Here is a 15,827-nt window from a genome sequence, read left to right as displayed (position 1 = left end):
GTCATCCCGCATGATGCGCGGCGGCCGAGCTCGCCGGGACTCGTACAAAAGGACACCGGCCGCACCGCCCGGCGCCGGTCTCTGCCTCTTTCGAGGTAGGCCCCCCGGGGCTCGGTCGCCCGGGACGAGGGCGGTGCGCCTTTCGGGGGATCATCAATATCGAAAGCCTGGGTTCCCGATCGTCCACAGCTCCGCGCAGTTTTGCCGCACAGAAGTTCGGCAGAAGGAGCGACGGGGATGCCGATTACCGATGCGGATATTGAGCGGGATGTGGGTATTTTCTACCCGGATCTCGTTAATATTTACGGATGTGAAATAAAGACCGGATCGCGCATCGGCCCGTTCGTCGAGATCCAGCGGGGCAGCACCATCGGCCCCCGCTGCAAGATCTCCTCGCACACCTTCATCTGCGAGGGCGTTTTCATCGGCGCGGAAGTGTTCGTCGGCCACGGCGTGGTCTTCACCAACGAGCGCTACCCCGAGGCGACCAACGAAGACGGCAGCCTGAAGCGCGACGGCGACTGGGAGCTGGTCGAGACCGTCGTCGGCGACCGTGCGTCGCTCGGCTCCAACGCCACCATCGTGGCCGGCATCACCATCGGGGAGGGCGCCCTGGTCGGCGCCGGCGCGGTCGTGACCCGCGACGTCCCGCCCTACGCCATCGTGGCCGGATGCCCCGCCCGGGTCATCGGCGACACGCGCCAGAAGCGCGCGCGATCCCGCCGGCCGTCCGCGGCCAAGCCTCTGCAGATCGCTTGAGGGGACACACGCACATGATCGCCATCGGAATCGTCGGCTACGGCTATTGGGGGCCCAATCTGGCCCGCTGCACGTCGGAGACCGAGCATTGCCGGCTCGCCGCCATCGCCGACCAGTCGCCCGCGGCTTTGGCCCGGGCGGGCAAGCGCTATCCCGCCGCGGAGCTTCACCAGGATTGGCGCGACCTCATCGCGGATCCGCAGATCGACGCCGTCATGGTGGCGACCCCGGTGAGCTCGCATTTCGAGATCGCCATCAACGCGCTCCGGGCCGGCAAGCACGTCTTCATCGAGAAGCCGATCACGTCCTCGGCCGTCGAGGCCCGGCTGCTGATCGCGGAGGCGGCCAAGCGCAACCTCACCCTCATGGTCGATCACACCTTCGTCTACACGGGCGCGGTCGAGAAGATCCATGAGCTCATCTCGAGCGACGCCATCGGCGACATGTTCTACTACGACTCGACCCGGGTGAATCTCGGCCTGTTCCAGCGCGACGTGAACGTGATCTGGGACCTCGCGGTCCACGATCTCGCGATCCTCGACCACGTGCTGGACCTCGCCCCGGTGGCGATCTCGGCGAGCGGCACCGGCCATTTCAGCGGCCGTCCCGAGAACATGGCCCACCTGACGATCTTCTACCCGCGCGGCGTCGTCGCGCAGATCAACGTCAACTGGCTGGCCCCCGTGAAGGTCCGGCAGACGCTGATCGGCGGCAGCAAGAAGATGATCGTCTACAACGACCTGGATCCGATCGAGAAGATCAAGGTCTACGACCGCGGCGTCACCGTCGGCGACGGCTCCGGGGACATCACCGAGCTGATGGTCTCGTACCGGACCGGGGACATGTGGTCGCCGCACCTCTCCTTCCGCGAGGCGCTCGTCGTCGAGATCGAGCACTTCGTCGACTGCATCGCCACCGGCAAGGCGCCGAAGACCGACGGCCACAGCGGCTTGCGCGTGGTCGAGCTGCTCGAGGCCGCGATGCGCTCCCTGCGCCAGAACGGCCACCCGATCGACCTCATGCCACTTGCGAGGGCCTCGTGATCCCGTTTCTCGACCTCAAGGCGCAGTACGCCGCCATCGGCGGCGACGTCGAAACCGCCGTCCTCAACGTCCTGCGCAGCGGCGACTTCGTCCTCGGACCGGCGGTCACCGCCTTCGAGGCGGCCTTCGCCAAGGCCTGCGGCGCCAAGCACGCGGTGGCCGTCAGCAGCGGCACCGCGGCGCTCCACCTCGCGCTGCTGGCCCTGGATATCGGCCCGGGCGACGAGGTGATCACGGTCTCGGCGACCTTCGTGGCGACGGTCGCGGCCGTGCTCTACGCCGGCGCGACGCCCGTGCTCGTCGACATCGACCCGGTGAACTGGACCATGGATCCGGCCCTGGTCGAGGCGGCGATCACGCCCCGCACCAAGGCGATCCTGCCGGTGCACCTGCACGGCCGGATGGCGGATCTCGACGCGCTCGGCGCCATCGCCCGGCGCCATGGCCTCGCCCTGATCGAGGACGCCGCCCAGGCGCATCTCGCCGAGCGCGGCGGCAGGAAGGCCGGCACGATCGGGGATATCGGCTGCTTCAGCTTCTACCCCGGCAAGAATCTCGGTGCCTACGGCGAGGGCGGTGCCATCGTCACCGACCGGGACGACCTCGCCGAGGCGGCGCGGTGCCTGCGCGACTGGGGCCAGCAGGGCAAGTACAACCACGTCCGGCACGGGTTCAACCTGCGCATGGATGGGGTCCAGGGCGCGGTGCTCGGCACCAAGCTCCCCTACCTGGAGGGCTGGACCCGGGCCCGTCAGGCGGTGGCGGCCGAGTACGGCGCGCGACTCGCGGGCCTCGGCCTCGACCTGCCGGGTCCGGCCGGACGCGACCACGCCTTCCACGTCTACGCGGTCAGCACCCCCGACCGCGAGGGCCTGCGCCAGCACCTGACCGAGGCCGGGATCAGTACCGGCATCCACTACCCCGTCCCGGTCCATAGGCAGCCCGCCTACCGCCATCTCGACGACGGGACCGGCCGCCTGCCGGTCACCGAGCGCCTGGCCGCCCGGACCCTGTCCCTGCCGATGTTCCCGGAACTGACGACCAGCCAGATCGACACCGTCTGCCGGGCCGTCTCCAGCTATTGCGAGGTCGCCGATGCCCAAGCTGCGTGAGGTTACCAAGGGAAGCCGCTTCGGCGGCGACCTGCGCGGAACCCGGATCCTCGTCACCGGCGGATCCGGCTTCATCGGCTCCCACATCATCGACCTGCTGGTCGAGGCCGGCTGCAACGAGATCGTGGCCGTCGACAACATGGTGCGCGGGCGCCCCGAGAACCTGAAGGACGCCCTCGGCTCGGGCCGTGTCCGGCTGGTGCAGGGCGATATCCGCGACCGGGCCCTGATGGACAGCCTGGTCAAGGGCACCGACGTGGTGTTCCACCAGGCGGCCCTGCGGATCACCCAATGCGCCGCCGAGCCCCGCCAGGCCTTCGAGGTGATGGCGACCGCGACCTTCGACCTGCTGGAGCGCTGCGTCGAGGCCGGCGTCGCCAAGGTGGTGATGGCCTCCTCGGCTTCGGTCTACGGCATGGCCGAGAGCTTCCCGACCACGGAGAAGAATCACCCCTACGACAACCGCACCCTGTACGGGGCCGCCAAGTCCTTCGGCGAGGGCCTGCTGCGCTCGTTCAACGACATGTACGGCCTGGACTACGTCGCCCTGCGCTACTTCAACGCCTACGGGCCGCGCATGGACCTGACCGGCCGCTACACCGAGGTGATGGTGCGCTGGATGCAGCGCCTGGCCGAGGGCCAGTCCCCGATCGTGTTCGGCGACGGCCTGCAGACCATGGACCTCGTCCATGTCCGCGACATCGCCCGGGCCAACATCCTGTCGGCCACCGCCCCGGCCACCGACGTGGTGCTCAATGTCGGCACCGGCGTGGAGACCTCCCTGGTCGATCTCGCCGGCCATCTCACCCGGATCATGGGCCGGGACGGCACCCCGCTCATCCACGAGGCCGAGCGCGCCGTGAACCCGGTGCCCCGGCGCCTGTGCGACACCAGCCTCGCCCGGGAGCTGATCGGCTTCGAGGCCGAGATCGGGGCGGCCGAGGGGCTGGCCGACCTGGTGGCCTGGTGGAGCGACGAGGCCGGTTCGGATCACCTGAGGCAGGCGCTCGCATGATCCCGATCGCGAAACCCGATGTCGGCGAGCCGGAGGCGGAGGCCGCCGCCGCCGTGGTCCGCTCCGGCTGGCTGACCCAGGGGCCGCAGGTCGCGGCCTTCGAGTCGGAATTCGCCGCGCTCGTCGGCGCTCCCCATGCCTGCGCGGTCTCGAACTGCACCACCGCGCTGCATCTCGCGCTGCTGGCCGCCGGGGTCGGACCCGGCGACGAGGTGGTGACGGTGAGCCACAGCTTCATCGCCACCGCCAACGCCATCGCCCAGTGCGGGGCCACGCCGATCTTCGTCGATATCGACCCGGCGACCTTCAACATGGCCCCAGAGGCCGCCGCCGCGGCGGTCACCGAGCGGACGAAGGCGATCGTCTGCGTCCACCAGATGGGCATGCCCTGCGATCTCGAGGCCATCGTGGCGATCGGGCGCCGCTCCGGCATCCCGGTGATCGAGGACGCGGCCTGCGCGATCGGCTCCGAGCGGCTCCAGGGCGATGTCTGGCGGCCGATCGGCGGGCCCGCCGGCGACATCGCCTGCTTCTCGTTCCATCCGCGCAAGGTCCTGACCACCGGCGACGGCGGCATGATCACCACGGCCAATCCCGACTGGGACCGCAAATTCAGGCTGTGGCGCCAGCACGGGATGAGCGTGTCCGACGTGGCGCGCCACGGCAGCGCCAAGGTGGTCGCCGAGGCGTACACGGTCGCGGGCTACAATTACCGGATGACCGACGTGCAGGCCGCCATCGGCCGCGCGCAGCTGACCCGGCTGCCCGGTCTGATCGCCCGGCGGCGTGCCCTGGCTGACGGCTACAAGGCGCGGCTCGCCGATCTTCCGGAAGTGACGCCGCCGCCCGAGCCGATCGGCTCGCGCAGCAACTGGCAGAGCTTCTGCGTGCGCCTGCCGGAGGCGGCCGACCAGGGCGCCGTGATGCAGGCGATGCTCGACCAGGGCATCGCCACCCGCCGGGGCATCATGTGCGCCCATCTGGAGCCGCCCTATGCCGAGGCGCCCCGGCGCTTCGCCCTGCCGGAATCGGAGCGGGCGCGCGACCACGCGCTCCTGCTGCCGCTCTACGCCGGCATGGACGACGCGATGCAGGACCAGGTCGTCGCCGGCCTGCGCGCCGCCTTGCGATGATGCCGAACGCGATGGATTCGTCCCTCTCCCTCGGTCGCGGACACGGCTTTGCCGGCGTCAAAGTCCTGCGGCGCCTCGCCCGCGCCTGCGGGGTGAATCGCCGGCGCGTGAACGCCGTGCGGATCGCCTGCGAGCGCAAGGCGCTCGCCGTCGGCGGCCGGCGTCACGCGCGGACCGGCGGACGGATCCTTTGCTACCACTCGTTCGGGCAGCCCGAATGCGGGATCAACGATGTCGATCCGAACCGCTTCGCGCGCCAGATCGATCAGGCCCTGCGTCTCGGCTACCGGTTCGTTCCCGCCGCCGAGATCGCCCGGGGCGGCGGGGCTCGCACCGACCTCGCCATCACCTTCGACGACGGGTTCAAGTCCGTCCTGACCCGGGCCTTCCCGGTCCTGTCCGAGCGGGGCATCCCGTGGTCGTTCTTCGTGGTTCCGCTGTGGTGCGACGAGGCCACGCGGGACGGCACCGACCAGATCCTGAACTGGCGCGATATCGAGCGGCTCGTCGCCTCCGGTGCCGATCTCGGCAGCCATTCGATGACGCATCCGGATTTCGGCCGTCTCGACGAGGCCGCCGCGATGGCCGAGTTGGGGGAATCCCGTCGGCTGATCCAGGCCCGGCTCGGGGTCGCGCCCGACAGCTTCGCGATTCCGTTCGGACAGTCGCGGAACTGGACGGCGTTTTCGGGCCGCGCCGCCTCGGAGGCCGGCTACGGCACCGTCTACGCCCAGGCCGAGAAGACCCGGCCCCGGGGCACCGTCGCGCGGACCTTCGTCACGCAATTCGACGACGCGCTGGTGTTCCGCGCCTTGCTGGACGGTGCCTTCGACGTCTGGGAGGAGTGAGGCGCTTCGGCGCCCGCTTCGGCGCCCGCTTCGGGAAGCATGCTCGCAGCATCGGGAGAACCACGCCATGCCCGGCGTCGACGTCGTCATTCCCTGCTACAACTACGGACATTACCTCGAACATTGCGTCGCGACGGTCACCGGCCAACGGGATGTCGCGATTCGCATCCTGATCGTCGATGACCATTCGCCGGACGACACGCCGGCGGTCGCGCAACGCCTCGCAGCCGCCGATCCGCGCATCCAGTACACGCGCAACCCACGCAATCTCGGGCTGGTCGGCAGCATCAACCGCGGCGTGATGGACTGGGCGAGCGCGGATTACACCCTCGTCCTCTCCGCCGACGACGCGCTGACGCCGGGGGCGCTCGCCCGGGCGGTCGCGGTCATGGAGCGCCATCCCGAGGTCGGGATGACCTACGGCCTCGCGGTCGTGTTCGGCGAGCGCAACGACGAGTTCGCCGTCGCCGACACCACGATCTTCGACTACGCGACCTTCTCCGGCGCCCAATACATCGAGGATTTCTGCCGGAGGAAGAACGGTGTCGCCTCGCCGACCGCGCTCGTGCGGACCCGCGTGCAGAAGGATGTCGGCGGCTACGACGCGCAATTCCCCCATACCTGCGACGTCGAGATGTGGATGCGCATCGCCACCCGGTACGACATCGCGGCGATCGAGGCGCCGCAGGCCTATTACCGCTGGCACGGCGGCAACATGTCGTCGGCCTATATCGACCGGCCGCTGAGCGATCTGCGCGAGCAGCTGGAGACCTGCGAGCACCTCCAGCGGACGGCCGGCGCCCATCTGCCGGGCTTCGCCGGCTGGGTCGCGGACATGCGGACGCGCTTCGCCCGGGAGGCCTGCTGGCTCGCCGGGCTCGCCTGCGAGAGCGGGAACGATGCGGCGATGCGGCAATGCCTCGCCTTCGCGACCGCGATCGAGCCGACGATCCGGACCAGCAAGGCCTGGTGGGGCTGTCAGGCGCGGCGCGTCCTGGCGGCCCTGGACCGCCTGCGCGGCCGGGCCGGCACACGCCTGGGCCGCCGGCCGTTCACGCCGTTCGTGCACGGCAGCCTGTTCGGGCGCTGGCCTGGACGCGAGGCCGGGGCGGATCACTCGCGGCCGTTCGAGCCGGCGGCCTCACGCTGAGGCGTGACGGGCCGCCGGCGCGGCGTCAGCGGGAGGGCGGGGCCGAGAGCGTCGCCCGGCCGGACCGGCGCAGGAGCTGCAGGACGGTCCGTCTCAGGGGCCGGTCCGCGACGACATGGACCAGGGAGCGCACCGGGAAGACGCCGAACATCGCGCGGATCGCGCCCCACGCGCCGGACCGATCGCCGTTGAGGGCCCGCGTCGCGGCGGCGGTCTCGAAATAGCTGAAGAAGTGCCAGAGCATCATCGACTGGGCGCGGTAGAAGTCGCCCGGTGACCGCCACACCCGCCATTCCGGGATCGCGTGCCGGTAGAAGACCTTTCGGTCGTAGCGCACGCGCATGCGCTGGAGCGCGTCGAAGCTGCCCTGGGGCCGCGTCCGCACGAAGGTGCCGAGGACGTGGACATGGCCGAGGCGCCGCCGGCGCGCGAAGCGGAGGAGCCAGTCGAGGTCCTGGCCGGCGATCAGCGCCTCGTCGAAGGTGCCGTACCCGGCCAGCGCGTCCCGGCGCACCAGCACCGTCCCGATCTGCGGGAACAGGCCGCTCAGCATCGCGCGCAGCAACGGCACGGCTCCCGCCGGCGGCTCGGCCGGCCACGGATCGCCGATCACCCGCCGCTCGGTATCCGTGTAGATCGCTTGGCTGATGAGCGCGTCCCATTCGGGATGGCTGTCGAGCGCGGCGATCAGGGGCGCGATGTGCCCCGGCCGCCAGATGTCGTCGTCGTCGAGGAAGGCCACGAACTCGCCGGTGGCGGCCGCGAGCCCGACATTGCGCGCCGCCCCGGCCCCCGGCCGGTCGGCCGGCAGGTAGCGCGCCCCGAACCGCGACGCGACCGCCCGGGTCTCCGGGTCCGTGCCGTTGTCGCCGACCAGGATCTCGAACGTCATCTCCGGGCCCTCCAGGGCCCGGATGCTCGCGAGCGCGTCCTCGAGGAGGGCGGGCCGGTCCGCGGTCGGGACGACGACGGAGACGCGGCGCGGCTGAGGCATCGACGGCTTGCTCATGGTCCCAACCCTAGTTCGTGCCGCCGCCGGCCGCGTCCGCCGACCAGGTGCCGGGCATGTGGAACACGCCGAACACGTCGGGGGCGAAGACCGGGTGCTCGATGTGGAAGCGGGCGCCGACCTTTGCGGCGAGCAGGCGCTCGAAGCCCCGCTGCCGGACCACCACCGAGACCGTGTAGGTGTCGGCGTTCAGGGTCAGTGGCGGCGTCAGCAACTCGATCGTGCCGTCGCCCGACAGGGTCTGCAGCTTGGCGCGGTCCGTCATCGTGCTGAAGTTGCAGCAGAGCAGCTCGTCCGACCGGGTGACCGAGAACAGGACATGCGGGTCGGCGATCGGCTCCGCGGCGGTGTAGCGCGCGGTGATCCGCATCCGCTCGCCGTGCCGGAACAGCGTCTTCGGCGCCCCGGATTCGTCGGCGATCGTCACCTCGCGGATCTCCACCGGATGGTGGCCGCCCTCCGGCTTGAACCACGGCGCATCGGCCAGGTAGCTGTCCCGCTCGTAGTGGTGCAGGCCCTCGTCGGTGGGGCCGTCGAAGGCGACGCGGCCGTTCTTGATGTAGATGACCCGCTCGCACATGGTCTTCACGCTGAACATGTTGTGCGAGACGAGCAGGATCGTCGAGCCCTTGGTCTGCAGGCGCCGGGCGAAGTCGATGCACTTCTTCTGGAAGGTGTAGTCGCCGACCGCCAGGACCTCGTCGAGGAGCAGGATGTCGGGCTCGAGATGGGCGGCGACCGAGAAGGCCAGCCGGACATACATGCCGCTGGAATAGCGCTTCACCGGCATGTCGATGAAGTCGCCGATCTCCGAGAACTCGACGATCGCGTCGAACTTCTCCGCGATCTCGTGGCGGTGCATGCCCAGGATCGAGCCGTAGAGGAAGATGTTCTCCCGCCCGGTGAGCTCCCGGTGGAAGCCGGTGCCGACTTCGAGCAGGGCGCCGACCCGGCCGACCAGCTTGATGCTGCCGGTGGTCGGGGCGGCGATCCGCGAGATCAGCTTGAGCAGGGTGCTCTTGCCCGCCCCGTTCATCCCGATGATGCCGACATTCTCGCCGTGCTTGATGCCGAAGCTGACATCCTTGAGGGCCCAGAACCCCTCCTTGGACGGGCGGCCATCGGACTTCCGCGTCAGCAGACCCCGCGCGCCCTCGACGAGCGCCTCGCGCAGGGAGTTCTCGTGCGTGGCCCGCGGGGCGCGCCAGTATTGCTTGCCGATATCTTGTACGCTGATCGCCATCGACATCAGATTATATCCGCGAAAGAGCGCTCCATGCGCTGGAAGAAGATCAGTCCGGTGACCAGCAGCAGGGATGCGACCGTGACCGAGACGGCGAGCGCGAAGACGTCAGGGCCGGTTCCGCCGAGGATCGCGAACCGGAACGCCTCGATCAGCCCGACCATCGGGTTGAGCGCGTAGACCCAGCGCACCGAGTCGGGGACGATGCTCGCCGCGTAGACGATCGGCGAGGCGTACATCCAGATCTGGATGAGGAACGGCAGGGTGTGCTTGACGTCCCGGAAGCGGACGTTGACCGGCCCGAGCCAGAGGCTCACCCCGAGCGCCAGCATCGCGGTGACGGCGAGCGTCGGGATCGCGAAGACGATGTGCCAGCTCGGCACCACGCCGTACCAGAGCATCAGCACCAGCATCACCCCGAGGGCGATGGCGAAGTCGACCATCGGCGACACCACGGTCGCGAGCGGGATCACCAGGCGCGGGAAGTAGATCTTGCGGATGAGCTCCGCCTCGGTGACGAGGCCGGTGGCGCTCCGGCGCACCGACTCGGCGAAGTAGGTCCACAGGATGATGGCGCTGCCGGCAAACAGTGCGTAGGGCGCCCCGTCGGTGGGGATCTTGGCAAAATGGCCGAAGATGACCGTGAAGATCGCCACCGTGAACAGCGGCTGGGCGATGGCCCAGCAGGCGCCCAGCGCGGTCTGGCGATAGAGCACCTTCAGGTCGCGCAGGATCAGGACCCACAACAACCCACGATACTGCCAGACGCTCGCGGCATCGAAGGCGACGAGCTTATGATCCGGAACAATCTCGGTGACCGGCATCGCGGTCGGTTCTGATCTCGGCCCGGTGAGCCCGTGTTTCGGCGCATCGAGCGCAAACGCGTCCAAAGAGTCCATCATTCGAGGCGATCCCGCACGACGATCGGTGCTTGCGGGATCCGCTCGCGGCATCAGGCTGCCGGATCGGGGACCCCACCGAGCTGGGCTATCACCGCGGTCGGCCGGCACGAATTACATCTTTCGTCGTACCGCGCCTCCCGACTGAAGAGGTGGTTGTCGTTAAGCACGGTATTGATTGCTTATGAGCACAGAAGAGACCCCGGGCGCGGGACATCGTCTCTGTCGAGACCGGCTCGGCCGGCCCGGACACGCGTGCCGGGCGTACGAGCCGTCCTCACCGAGGCGCTGAGATTCCTCCGGAACGGGGCCACTGCGGGTCCGGCGAAAGATCGGGCTCGGGTCTCAGGAGAACCGCCATGAAGGACGCTTCGGTCGATGGCTCGGACGGCGCGAGCATCCCGCTCGTGACGATCGCCATGCCGGCCTTGAACGAGGCCCACCACATCGCCGAGGCGATCCGCTCGGTGATGCCGGCCTCAGGGTCGCTCGCCTGCGAATTGCTGGTGATGGACGGCGGCAGCAGCGACGCCACCTGCGCGATCGTCCGGGCGCTGAGTGCCGAGGACCCGCGGATCCAGCTGATCCACAACGCCCGGCGCATCCAGGCCTCGGGCCTCAACCTCGCGGCGCGGCTCGCGCATCCGGGCTCCGCCTATCTCGTGCGCGCCGATTGCCACGCCGCTTATCCCGAGCACTGGGTGCGGGACCTGGTTCAGGCGATCCGGTTGCGGGAGGCGGTCTCCGTGGTCGTGCCCCTGCGGACGGTCGGGGTGACGCCGCTGCAGCGGGCCATCGCGGCCGCCCAGAACAGCCGGCTCGGCAATGGCGGGTCGGCGCACCGCCTGGGCGGGATCTCGGGCTACGTCTCCCATGGCCACCACGCCATCTTCGACCGGCGCGAGTTCCTGCGGGTCGGCGGCTACGACGAGAGCTTTTCGCACAACGAGGACGCCGAGCTCGACCGGCGGTTCTGCGCGGCCGGCGGCAAGATCTATCTCGCGGCCGATCTCGCCGTGACCTACTTTCCCCGCGCCACCCTGTTCAGCCTGACGCGGCAATACTTCCTGTACGGCCGCGGCTGCGCCCGGACCCTGGAGAAGCACGCCTGCCTGCCGCGGATGCGCCAGATGCTGCCGCCCCTGGTCCTGCTCTACGGCATCGCCGCGCTGGCGCTCGTGACGGTCGCGCCGATGCTGCTGCTCCTGCTGGCACTCTACGCGGGCGGCTGCGGCCTGAGCGGCCTCGCCCTGGCGGTGAAGGCGCGGGAACCGGTGCTGGTCATGAGCGGCCCGGCGGCGATCGCCATGCACCTGTCCTGGGCGGTCGGCTTCCTGTCGCATCGGGGCTATCGCCGGACGCTGCTGCGGACCGCCCTGCGCCGGAAACCGCCCCTGATGGGCGTCCCGTCCGGATCGGACCCGGCGAGCGTCAATTGAAGGGACTTCCGTGATCGGACCTGTGGATCCGGTGTCAGAAGCCGGACGCCGTTCCGCATCCGTCGCCGATTCCTATCCAGGGCTGTAGTCTCGCGCGGCCAAGCCGATTATCGACACGCGCATGTTTCCGGGGCCCGTGGGTCCCGGACCCCGCATCGTGCCGTGACGGCTTTGGAGTGTTGTGACCGTGCCCGACAGGACCCCGCGCCCCGTGATGCTCGTGATCCTCGACGGCTGGGGACTCCGGGACACGGTCGCCGACAATGCCGTCCTCCAGGCGCGGACCCCCGTCTTCGACGCGCTGATGGCGGAGCGTCCCCGGGCGCGCCTGATGACCTTTGGGGCCGATGTCGGCCTGCCCGAGGGGCAGATGGGCAATTCCGAGGTCGGGCACCTGAATATCGGTGCCGGCCGGGTGGTCATGCAGGACCTGCCGCGCATCGATACCGCGGTCGCGGACGGCTCGCTCGCCACCAACCCGGCGCTCGTCCGGTTCATCGACGCATTGCGGGCGAGCGGCGGGACCTGCCACCTCGTCGGCCTGCTGTCGCCCGGTGGCGTCCACGCGCACCAGGACCACGCGGTGGCGCTGGCGCGGGTGCTGGTCGAGGCTGGCGTGCCGGTTCGCCTCCACGCCTTCACGGACGGGCGCGATATGCCGCCGCGCTCCGCAGCCGGCTGCTTGGAGACGGTCGAGGCCGCGCTCCCCGAGGGCGCCCGCATCGCCACCGTGTGCGGCCGCTACTACGCGATGGACCGCGACCAGCGCTGGGAGCGGGTCTCGATCGCCTACGACGCGATGATTGCGGCGCGCGGCGCCCCGTTCCCGAGCGCCATGGAGGCGATCGCCGCCTCCTACGTGGTCGACCTGTCGGATGAGTTCCTGCGGCCGGCCATCATCGGCGACTATGCCGGCATGCAGGACGGCGACGGCGTGCTGAGCTTCAATTTCCGCGCCGACCGGACCCGGCAGATCCTCGAAGCCCTGCTCGATCCGGATTTCGCGGGCTTTCCCCGCGCTCGGACGGTCCGGTTCGCCGCCGCCCTCGGGATCGTCCAGTACAGCGTCGAGATCGATGCCTTCGCCGACACCCTGTTCGGCCCCCTCGACCTGCCGAACGGCCTCGGCGAGACCGTGGCCCAGGCCGGGCGCACCCAGCTGCGCATGGCCGAGACCGAGAAGTACCCCCACGTCACCTACTTCATGAACGGCGGCCGCGAGGCGCCGTTCGAGGGCCAGGACGCGATCCTGGTGCCCTCGCCGAAGGTGGCAACCTATGACCTGCAGCCGGAGATGTCGGCCGCCGAGCTGACCGACCGCGCCGTCGAGGCGATCGGCTCCGGGCGCTACGACATGATCCTCCTGAACTTCGCCAACCCCGACATGGTCGGCCATACCGGCAGCCTCGCCGCCGCCGTGAAGGCGGTGGAGACGGTCGATGCCTGCCTCGGCCGGGTGGTCGACGCGATCACGGCGAGCGGCGGGGCGCTCCTCGTCACCGCCGACCACGGCAATTGCGAGATGATGCGCGACCCGGAGACCGGCGAGCCGCACACCGCCCACACCCTCAACCCGGTGCCGGTGACGCTGGTCGGCGTCGAGGGCGTGACGCTCGCCGACGGCCGGCTGGCCGACGTCGCGCCGACCCTCCTCGACCTGATGGGCCTCGACCACCCGGCCGAGATGACCGGCAAGTCACTGATCCGGCGCTGAGGGGGGGCACGACACAGCGCCTGTCCGGATGCGGGATCGAAGCAACGTCGTCTCAAAACATCGTCCCGAAAGGTGGCTTCGGGCATTCGGAAAGAGACGATGCTCTAACGCTTGCGCCCGCATAAGGGTTATCGCCGAAGCGGCGACCGTTATGGCGCATGATGCGTAGGACATGATTGCCCGGCACAGCCTGATCTATGTCGGCTCGCGCGGCTTCGCCGCCGCCCTGAACATGGCCTCCGTGGCGGTGTTCACCCGGCTCGCGCCGGTGGAGAGCTACGGCCTATACCTGTACGTCCTGTCCTGGGCGCTGGTGCTCTACGGCGCCACCTGCCAGTGGCCGAAATTCGCGTTCTTCGCCCTATACGACGAGGCGCGCGAGCCGGCGCAGGTCGGCACCGTCGTGCGGATCCTGGGGGGCACACTGCTGCTCGCCGGCCTCGGCAGCGCGCTGGCGGCCGGGCTCGGGTTGGTCTCGGGCCCTATGGCGGCGGCGATCCTGGCGTTGGCCTTCGGCACGACCCTGTTCGAGGGTTCCACCGAGATCGCCCGCACGCGCCTCAAGGCCGGGGCGGTGGCGGCCTCGGTGATGAGCCGGGCCGTGCTGATCCTCGGGCTGGGCAGCCTGGCGCTGCACCTGTCGGCCGATCCGCTGCACCTCGCTTTTGCCGTGGCCGCCGCCAACGCCCTGGCGGCGCTGCCGGCCGCGATCACCATCGCCCCGATGATGCCCGGCCGCGGCAGCCGGGCCGAGGCCCTGCGGCTGTTCGCCTATGGCTGGCCGCTGGTGCTGTCCTTCGGGACGGCGGCGCTCGCCCAGAGTCTCGACCGGCTGATCATCGCCAAGACGGTGGGCCCCGCGGGGCTCGGCGCCTACGGGGCGCTCGCCGACTTCCTGAAGCAGAGCTTCATCGTGTTCGGGGAGGCGATCGCCCTGTCGCTGATCTCCATCGCCAAGCGCGAGGCGCGGGTCGGCGGCATCGCGGCCGCCTCCGGGGTGCTGAGCGACGCCGCCCGGGCCATGACCCTGATCGCCGCCTTCGGGGCGGTGTTCTTCCTGTGCTTCGACGACCTCGTGGTCGCGGTGCTGCTCGGACCGGATTACCGGGCGGAGGCGCGGGCGCTCGCCCCGGTGCTGATCCTGGCCAGCATCCTGATGATGTTCCGGGCCTATTATTTCGGGCAGGTGATCTACTTCACCCGCTCCAGCGGGCTGGAAGCGGCGGCGGCCTTCGCCACCCTGGCGGCGGTGGCGGCGCTGTCCCTGCTGCTGATCCCGAGGCTTGGCGCCTCCGGGGCGGCGCTCGCCTTCGCGGGCGGGCAGGCGGCGGCCTGCCTGGTGCTGGTGCTCGGCGCCTACCGGGCCGGCACCACGATGCCGGTGCCGCTCGCCGACATGGTCGGGATCGCCGGCGCCGCCCTGGTCTGCGGCGCGGTGACCGCCGGGATCGGCCTGGTGCCGGGAGGGCTGATGCCCCCCGGTCAGGTCCTGCGGCTGGTCCTGCTGGTGGCCGGGGCGGGGGCGACCGCATGGCACTACGACGTGCTCGGCTTCGCCGGGGCGATCCGCCACCGGCTCGCGGCCTGACGGTCGCGCCATGCGAGACGCCGTGACCCTCCCTAACGGATCGACGGCGGCGGTTCGGCCCCTCGACACCGCTGCATCCTGGGTCCCGGCCTGGCGGACGCTCGGCGCGGACGCCCATATCCGCAACCCGTTCTACGAAGCCGGCTACGCGCTCGCGGCCGCAAAAGCCTTCGGTGCGGGTGTGCGACTCCTGATCATCGCTGACCGGCCCCCCGAGGCGCCGGGCGCGCGGTTCCTGGCGGCCTGGCCGTTCCGGCTGTCCTGGCGCCGCTGGGGCCTGCCGCTGCCTTTGCTGATGGGCTGGACCCACGGCTACTGCCCGTTCGGGGCGCCGCTCCTCGACGGCACCGACCCGGAGGCCGCGCTCGCCGCCCTGTTCGCCGCGCCGCGGGCGCTCGGCCTGCCGCCGCGGCTGCTCCTGCCGAACGCGCCCGCGGACGGTGCTTTTGCCGACCTATTGGCCGCGCACGGGGTGCGGCAGGCGGCCTACTGGCCCCATGAGCGCGGCCTGCTCGACGTGACCGGCCGGTCGGTGCAGGCGCGGAAGACCTATCTCGACCATCTCTCCGGCAAGCGGCGGCGCAAGCTGCGCCTCGCGCGCCAGCGCCTGGAGGCCGCGGGACCGGTCGCCCTCGAGATCCTGGACGCGCCCGGGGTGCTCGACGGCGCCCTGGACGACCACGTCGCCCTGGAGGCGGCGGGCTGGAAGGGCCGGGCCGGCACCGGCCTGGGGCAGCGGCCCGACGAGGTCGCGTTCCTGCGCGCCGTCCTGGCCGATCTCGGGGCCGAGGGGCGCGTGCGGGTCGCCCGTTTGCGCAGGGACGGTCGGATCCTGGCCTCCGCGATCCTGCCGCTCACCGGCCCCGAGGCCTGGG

General features: G+C 70.4%; 14 protein-coding genes. 11 read left to right on the top strand and 3 right to left on the bottom strand.

Features of this window, described 5'->3' with window-relative positions:
- The first annotated feature begins 237 nt into the window (after positions 1-237).
- From MKK67_RS19385 to MKK67_RS19355, 7 genes are all read left to right on the top strand, one after another.
- Positions 238-759 (top strand): acyltransferase, encoded by a 522-nt coding sequence (locus MKK67_RS19385; RefSeq protein ID WP_243968412.1) that lies wholly within the window; start codon positions 238-240, stop codon positions 757-759.
- Positions 760-773: 14 nt separating this feature from the next.
- Positions 774-1,802, top strand: coding sequence for a Gfo/Idh/MocA family protein (locus tag MKK67_RS19380; protein ID WP_243968410.1), 1,029 nt, complete (start codon positions 774-776; stop codon positions 1,800-1,802).
- Positions 1,799-2,914, top strand: a complete 1,116-nt coding sequence (locus MKK67_RS19375; RefSeq protein WP_243968408.1) for a DegT/DnrJ/EryC1/StrS family aminotransferase — start codon at positions 1,799-1,801, stop codon at positions 2,912-2,914. Before MKK67_RS19380 ends, MKK67_RS19375 begins: the two co-directional genes overlap by 4 nt.
- Positions 2,898-3,929 carry an SDR family NAD(P)-dependent oxidoreductase gene (locus tag MKK67_RS19370; protein WP_243968406.1) on the top strand — a complete coding sequence of 344 codons (1,032 nt, stop codon included), beginning with the start codon at positions 2,898-2,900 and terminating at the stop codon, positions 3,927-3,929. The genes MKK67_RS19375 and MKK67_RS19370 overlap by 17 nt, the downstream gene beginning before the upstream one ends.
- Positions 3,926-5,062, top strand: a complete 1,137-nt coding sequence (locus MKK67_RS19365) for a DegT/DnrJ/EryC1/StrS family aminotransferase (protein WP_243968404.1) — start codon at positions 3,926-3,928, stop codon at positions 5,060-5,062. Before MKK67_RS19370 ends, MKK67_RS19365 begins: the two co-directional genes overlap by 4 nt.
- Before the next feature lie 11 nt (positions 5,063-5,073).
- Positions 5,074-5,910, top strand: coding sequence for a polysaccharide deacetylase family protein (locus tag MKK67_RS19360; protein WP_243968401.1), 837 nt, complete (start codon positions 5,074-5,076; stop codon positions 5,908-5,910).
- Between the two features lie 67 nt (positions 5,911-5,977).
- Complete coding sequence (locus MKK67_RS19355) at positions 5,978-7,060, top strand: glycosyltransferase family 2 protein (RefSeq protein WP_243968399.1); 1,083 nt, start codon at positions 5,978-5,980, stop codon at positions 7,058-7,060.
- A 25-nt stretch (positions 7,061-7,085) separates the two neighbouring features.
- Here the strand turns inward: MKK67_RS19355 and MKK67_RS19350 are convergent, their stop codons facing one another.
- Genes MKK67_RS19350 through MKK67_RS19340 form a run of 3 tightly spaced genes read right to left on the bottom strand, consistent with a single transcriptional unit; the run spans position 7,086 to position 10,214 of the window.
- Positions 7,086-8,054 (bottom strand): glycosyltransferase family 2 protein, encoded by a 969-nt coding sequence (locus MKK67_RS19350; RefSeq protein ID WP_243968397.1) that lies wholly within the window; start codon positions 8,052-8,054, stop codon positions 7,086-7,088.
- A 25-nt stretch (positions 8,055-8,079) separates the two neighbouring features.
- Positions 8,080-9,318, bottom strand: coding sequence for an ABC transporter ATP-binding protein (locus tag MKK67_RS19345; protein WP_243968394.1), 1,239 nt, complete (start codon positions 9,316-9,318; stop codon positions 8,080-8,082).
- On the bottom strand, positions 9,318-10,214 hold the full coding sequence (locus tag MKK67_RS19340) for an ABC transporter permease (protein WP_243968392.1): 897 nt from the start codon (positions 10,212-10,214) through the stop codon (positions 9,318-9,320). Before MKK67_RS19340 ends, MKK67_RS19345 begins: the two co-directional genes overlap by 1 nt.
- 356 nt (positions 10,215-10,570) lie before the next feature.
- Between MKK67_RS19340 and MKK67_RS19335 the strand changes: the two genes are divergently transcribed.
- The 4 genes from MKK67_RS19335 to MKK67_RS19320 form a co-directional block, all read left to right on the top strand.
- A complete protein-coding gene (locus MKK67_RS19335; protein ID WP_243968390.1) occupies positions 10,571-11,650 on the top strand; it encodes a glycosyltransferase family 2 protein in 1,080 nt (359 codons plus the stop codon).
- Positions 11,651-11,864: 214 nt separating this feature from the next.
- Positions 11,865-13,364 (top strand): 2,3-bisphosphoglycerate-independent phosphoglycerate mutase, encoded by a 1,500-nt coding sequence (gene gpmI, locus MKK67_RS19330; protein ID WP_243968456.1) that lies wholly within the window; start codon positions 11,865-11,867, stop codon positions 13,362-13,364.
- A gap of 172 nt (positions 13,365-13,536) precedes the next feature.
- Positions 13,537-14,952 carry a lipopolysaccharide biosynthesis protein gene (locus tag MKK67_RS19325; protein WP_243968387.1) on the top strand — a complete coding sequence of 472 codons (1,416 nt, stop codon included), beginning with the start codon at positions 13,537-13,539 and terminating at the stop codon, positions 14,950-14,952.
- A 22-nt stretch (positions 14,953-14,974) separates the two neighbouring features.
- A partial coding sequence (locus MKK67_RS19320) for a GNAT family N-acetyltransferase (RefSeq protein ID WP_243968356.1) occupies positions 14,975-15,827 on the top strand: 853 nt, incomplete at its 3' end.

The sequence above is a fragment of the Methylobacterium sp. J-072 genome (genome assembly GCF_022829425.1).
Lineage (GTDB): Bacteria > Pseudomonadota > Alphaproteobacteria > Rhizobiales > Beijerinckiaceae > Methylobacterium.
The sequence above is the reverse complement of the archived record's forward strand: the minus strand, read 5'-3'. Positions and strand labels throughout refer to the sequence as shown.

Coding starts and splice junctions, on each gene's coding strand:
- MKK67_RS19385 (WP_243968412.1), top strand. CDS start 238: ATGCCGATTACCGATGCGGATATTGAGCGGGATGTGGGTATTTTCTAC.
- MKK67_RS19380 (WP_243968410.1), top strand. CDS start 774: ATGATCGCCATCGGAATCGTCGGCTACGGCTATTGGGGGCCCAATCTG.
- MKK67_RS19370 (WP_243968406.1), top strand. CDS start 2,898: ATGCCCAAGCTGCGTGAGGTTACCAAGGGAAGCCGCTTCGGCGGCGAC.
- MKK67_RS19365 (WP_243968404.1), top strand. CDS start 3,926: ATGATCCCGATCGCGAAACCCGATGTCGGCGAGCCGGAGGCGGAGGCC.
- MKK67_RS19360 (WP_243968401.1), top strand. CDS start 5,074: ATGGATTCGTCCCTCTCCCTCGGTCGCGGACACGGCTTTGCCGGCGTC.
- MKK67_RS19355 (WP_243968399.1), top strand. CDS start 5,978: ATGCCCGGCGTCGACGTCGTCATTCCCTGCTACAACTACGGACATTAC.
- MKK67_RS19350 (WP_243968397.1), bottom strand. CDS start 8,054: ATGCCTCAGCCGCGCCGCGTCTCCGTCGTCGTCCCGACCGCGGACCGG.
- MKK67_RS19345 (WP_243968394.1), bottom strand. CDS start 9,318: ATGTCGATGGCGATCAGCGTACAAGATATCGGCAAGCAATACTGGCGC.
- MKK67_RS19340 (WP_243968392.1), bottom strand. CDS start 10,214: ATGATGGACTCTTTGGACGCGTTTGCGCTCGATGCGCCGAAACACGGG.
- MKK67_RS19335 (WP_243968390.1), top strand. CDS start 10,571: ATGAAGGACGCTTCGGTCGATGGCTCGGACGGCGCGAGCATCCCGCTC.
- gpmI (WP_243968456.1), top strand. CDS start 11,865: ATGCTCGTGATCCTCGACGGCTGGGGACTCCGGGACACGGTCGCCGAC.
- MKK67_RS19325 (WP_243968387.1), top strand. CDS start 13,537: ATGATTGCCCGGCACAGCCTGATCTATGTCGGCTCGCGCGGCTTCGCC.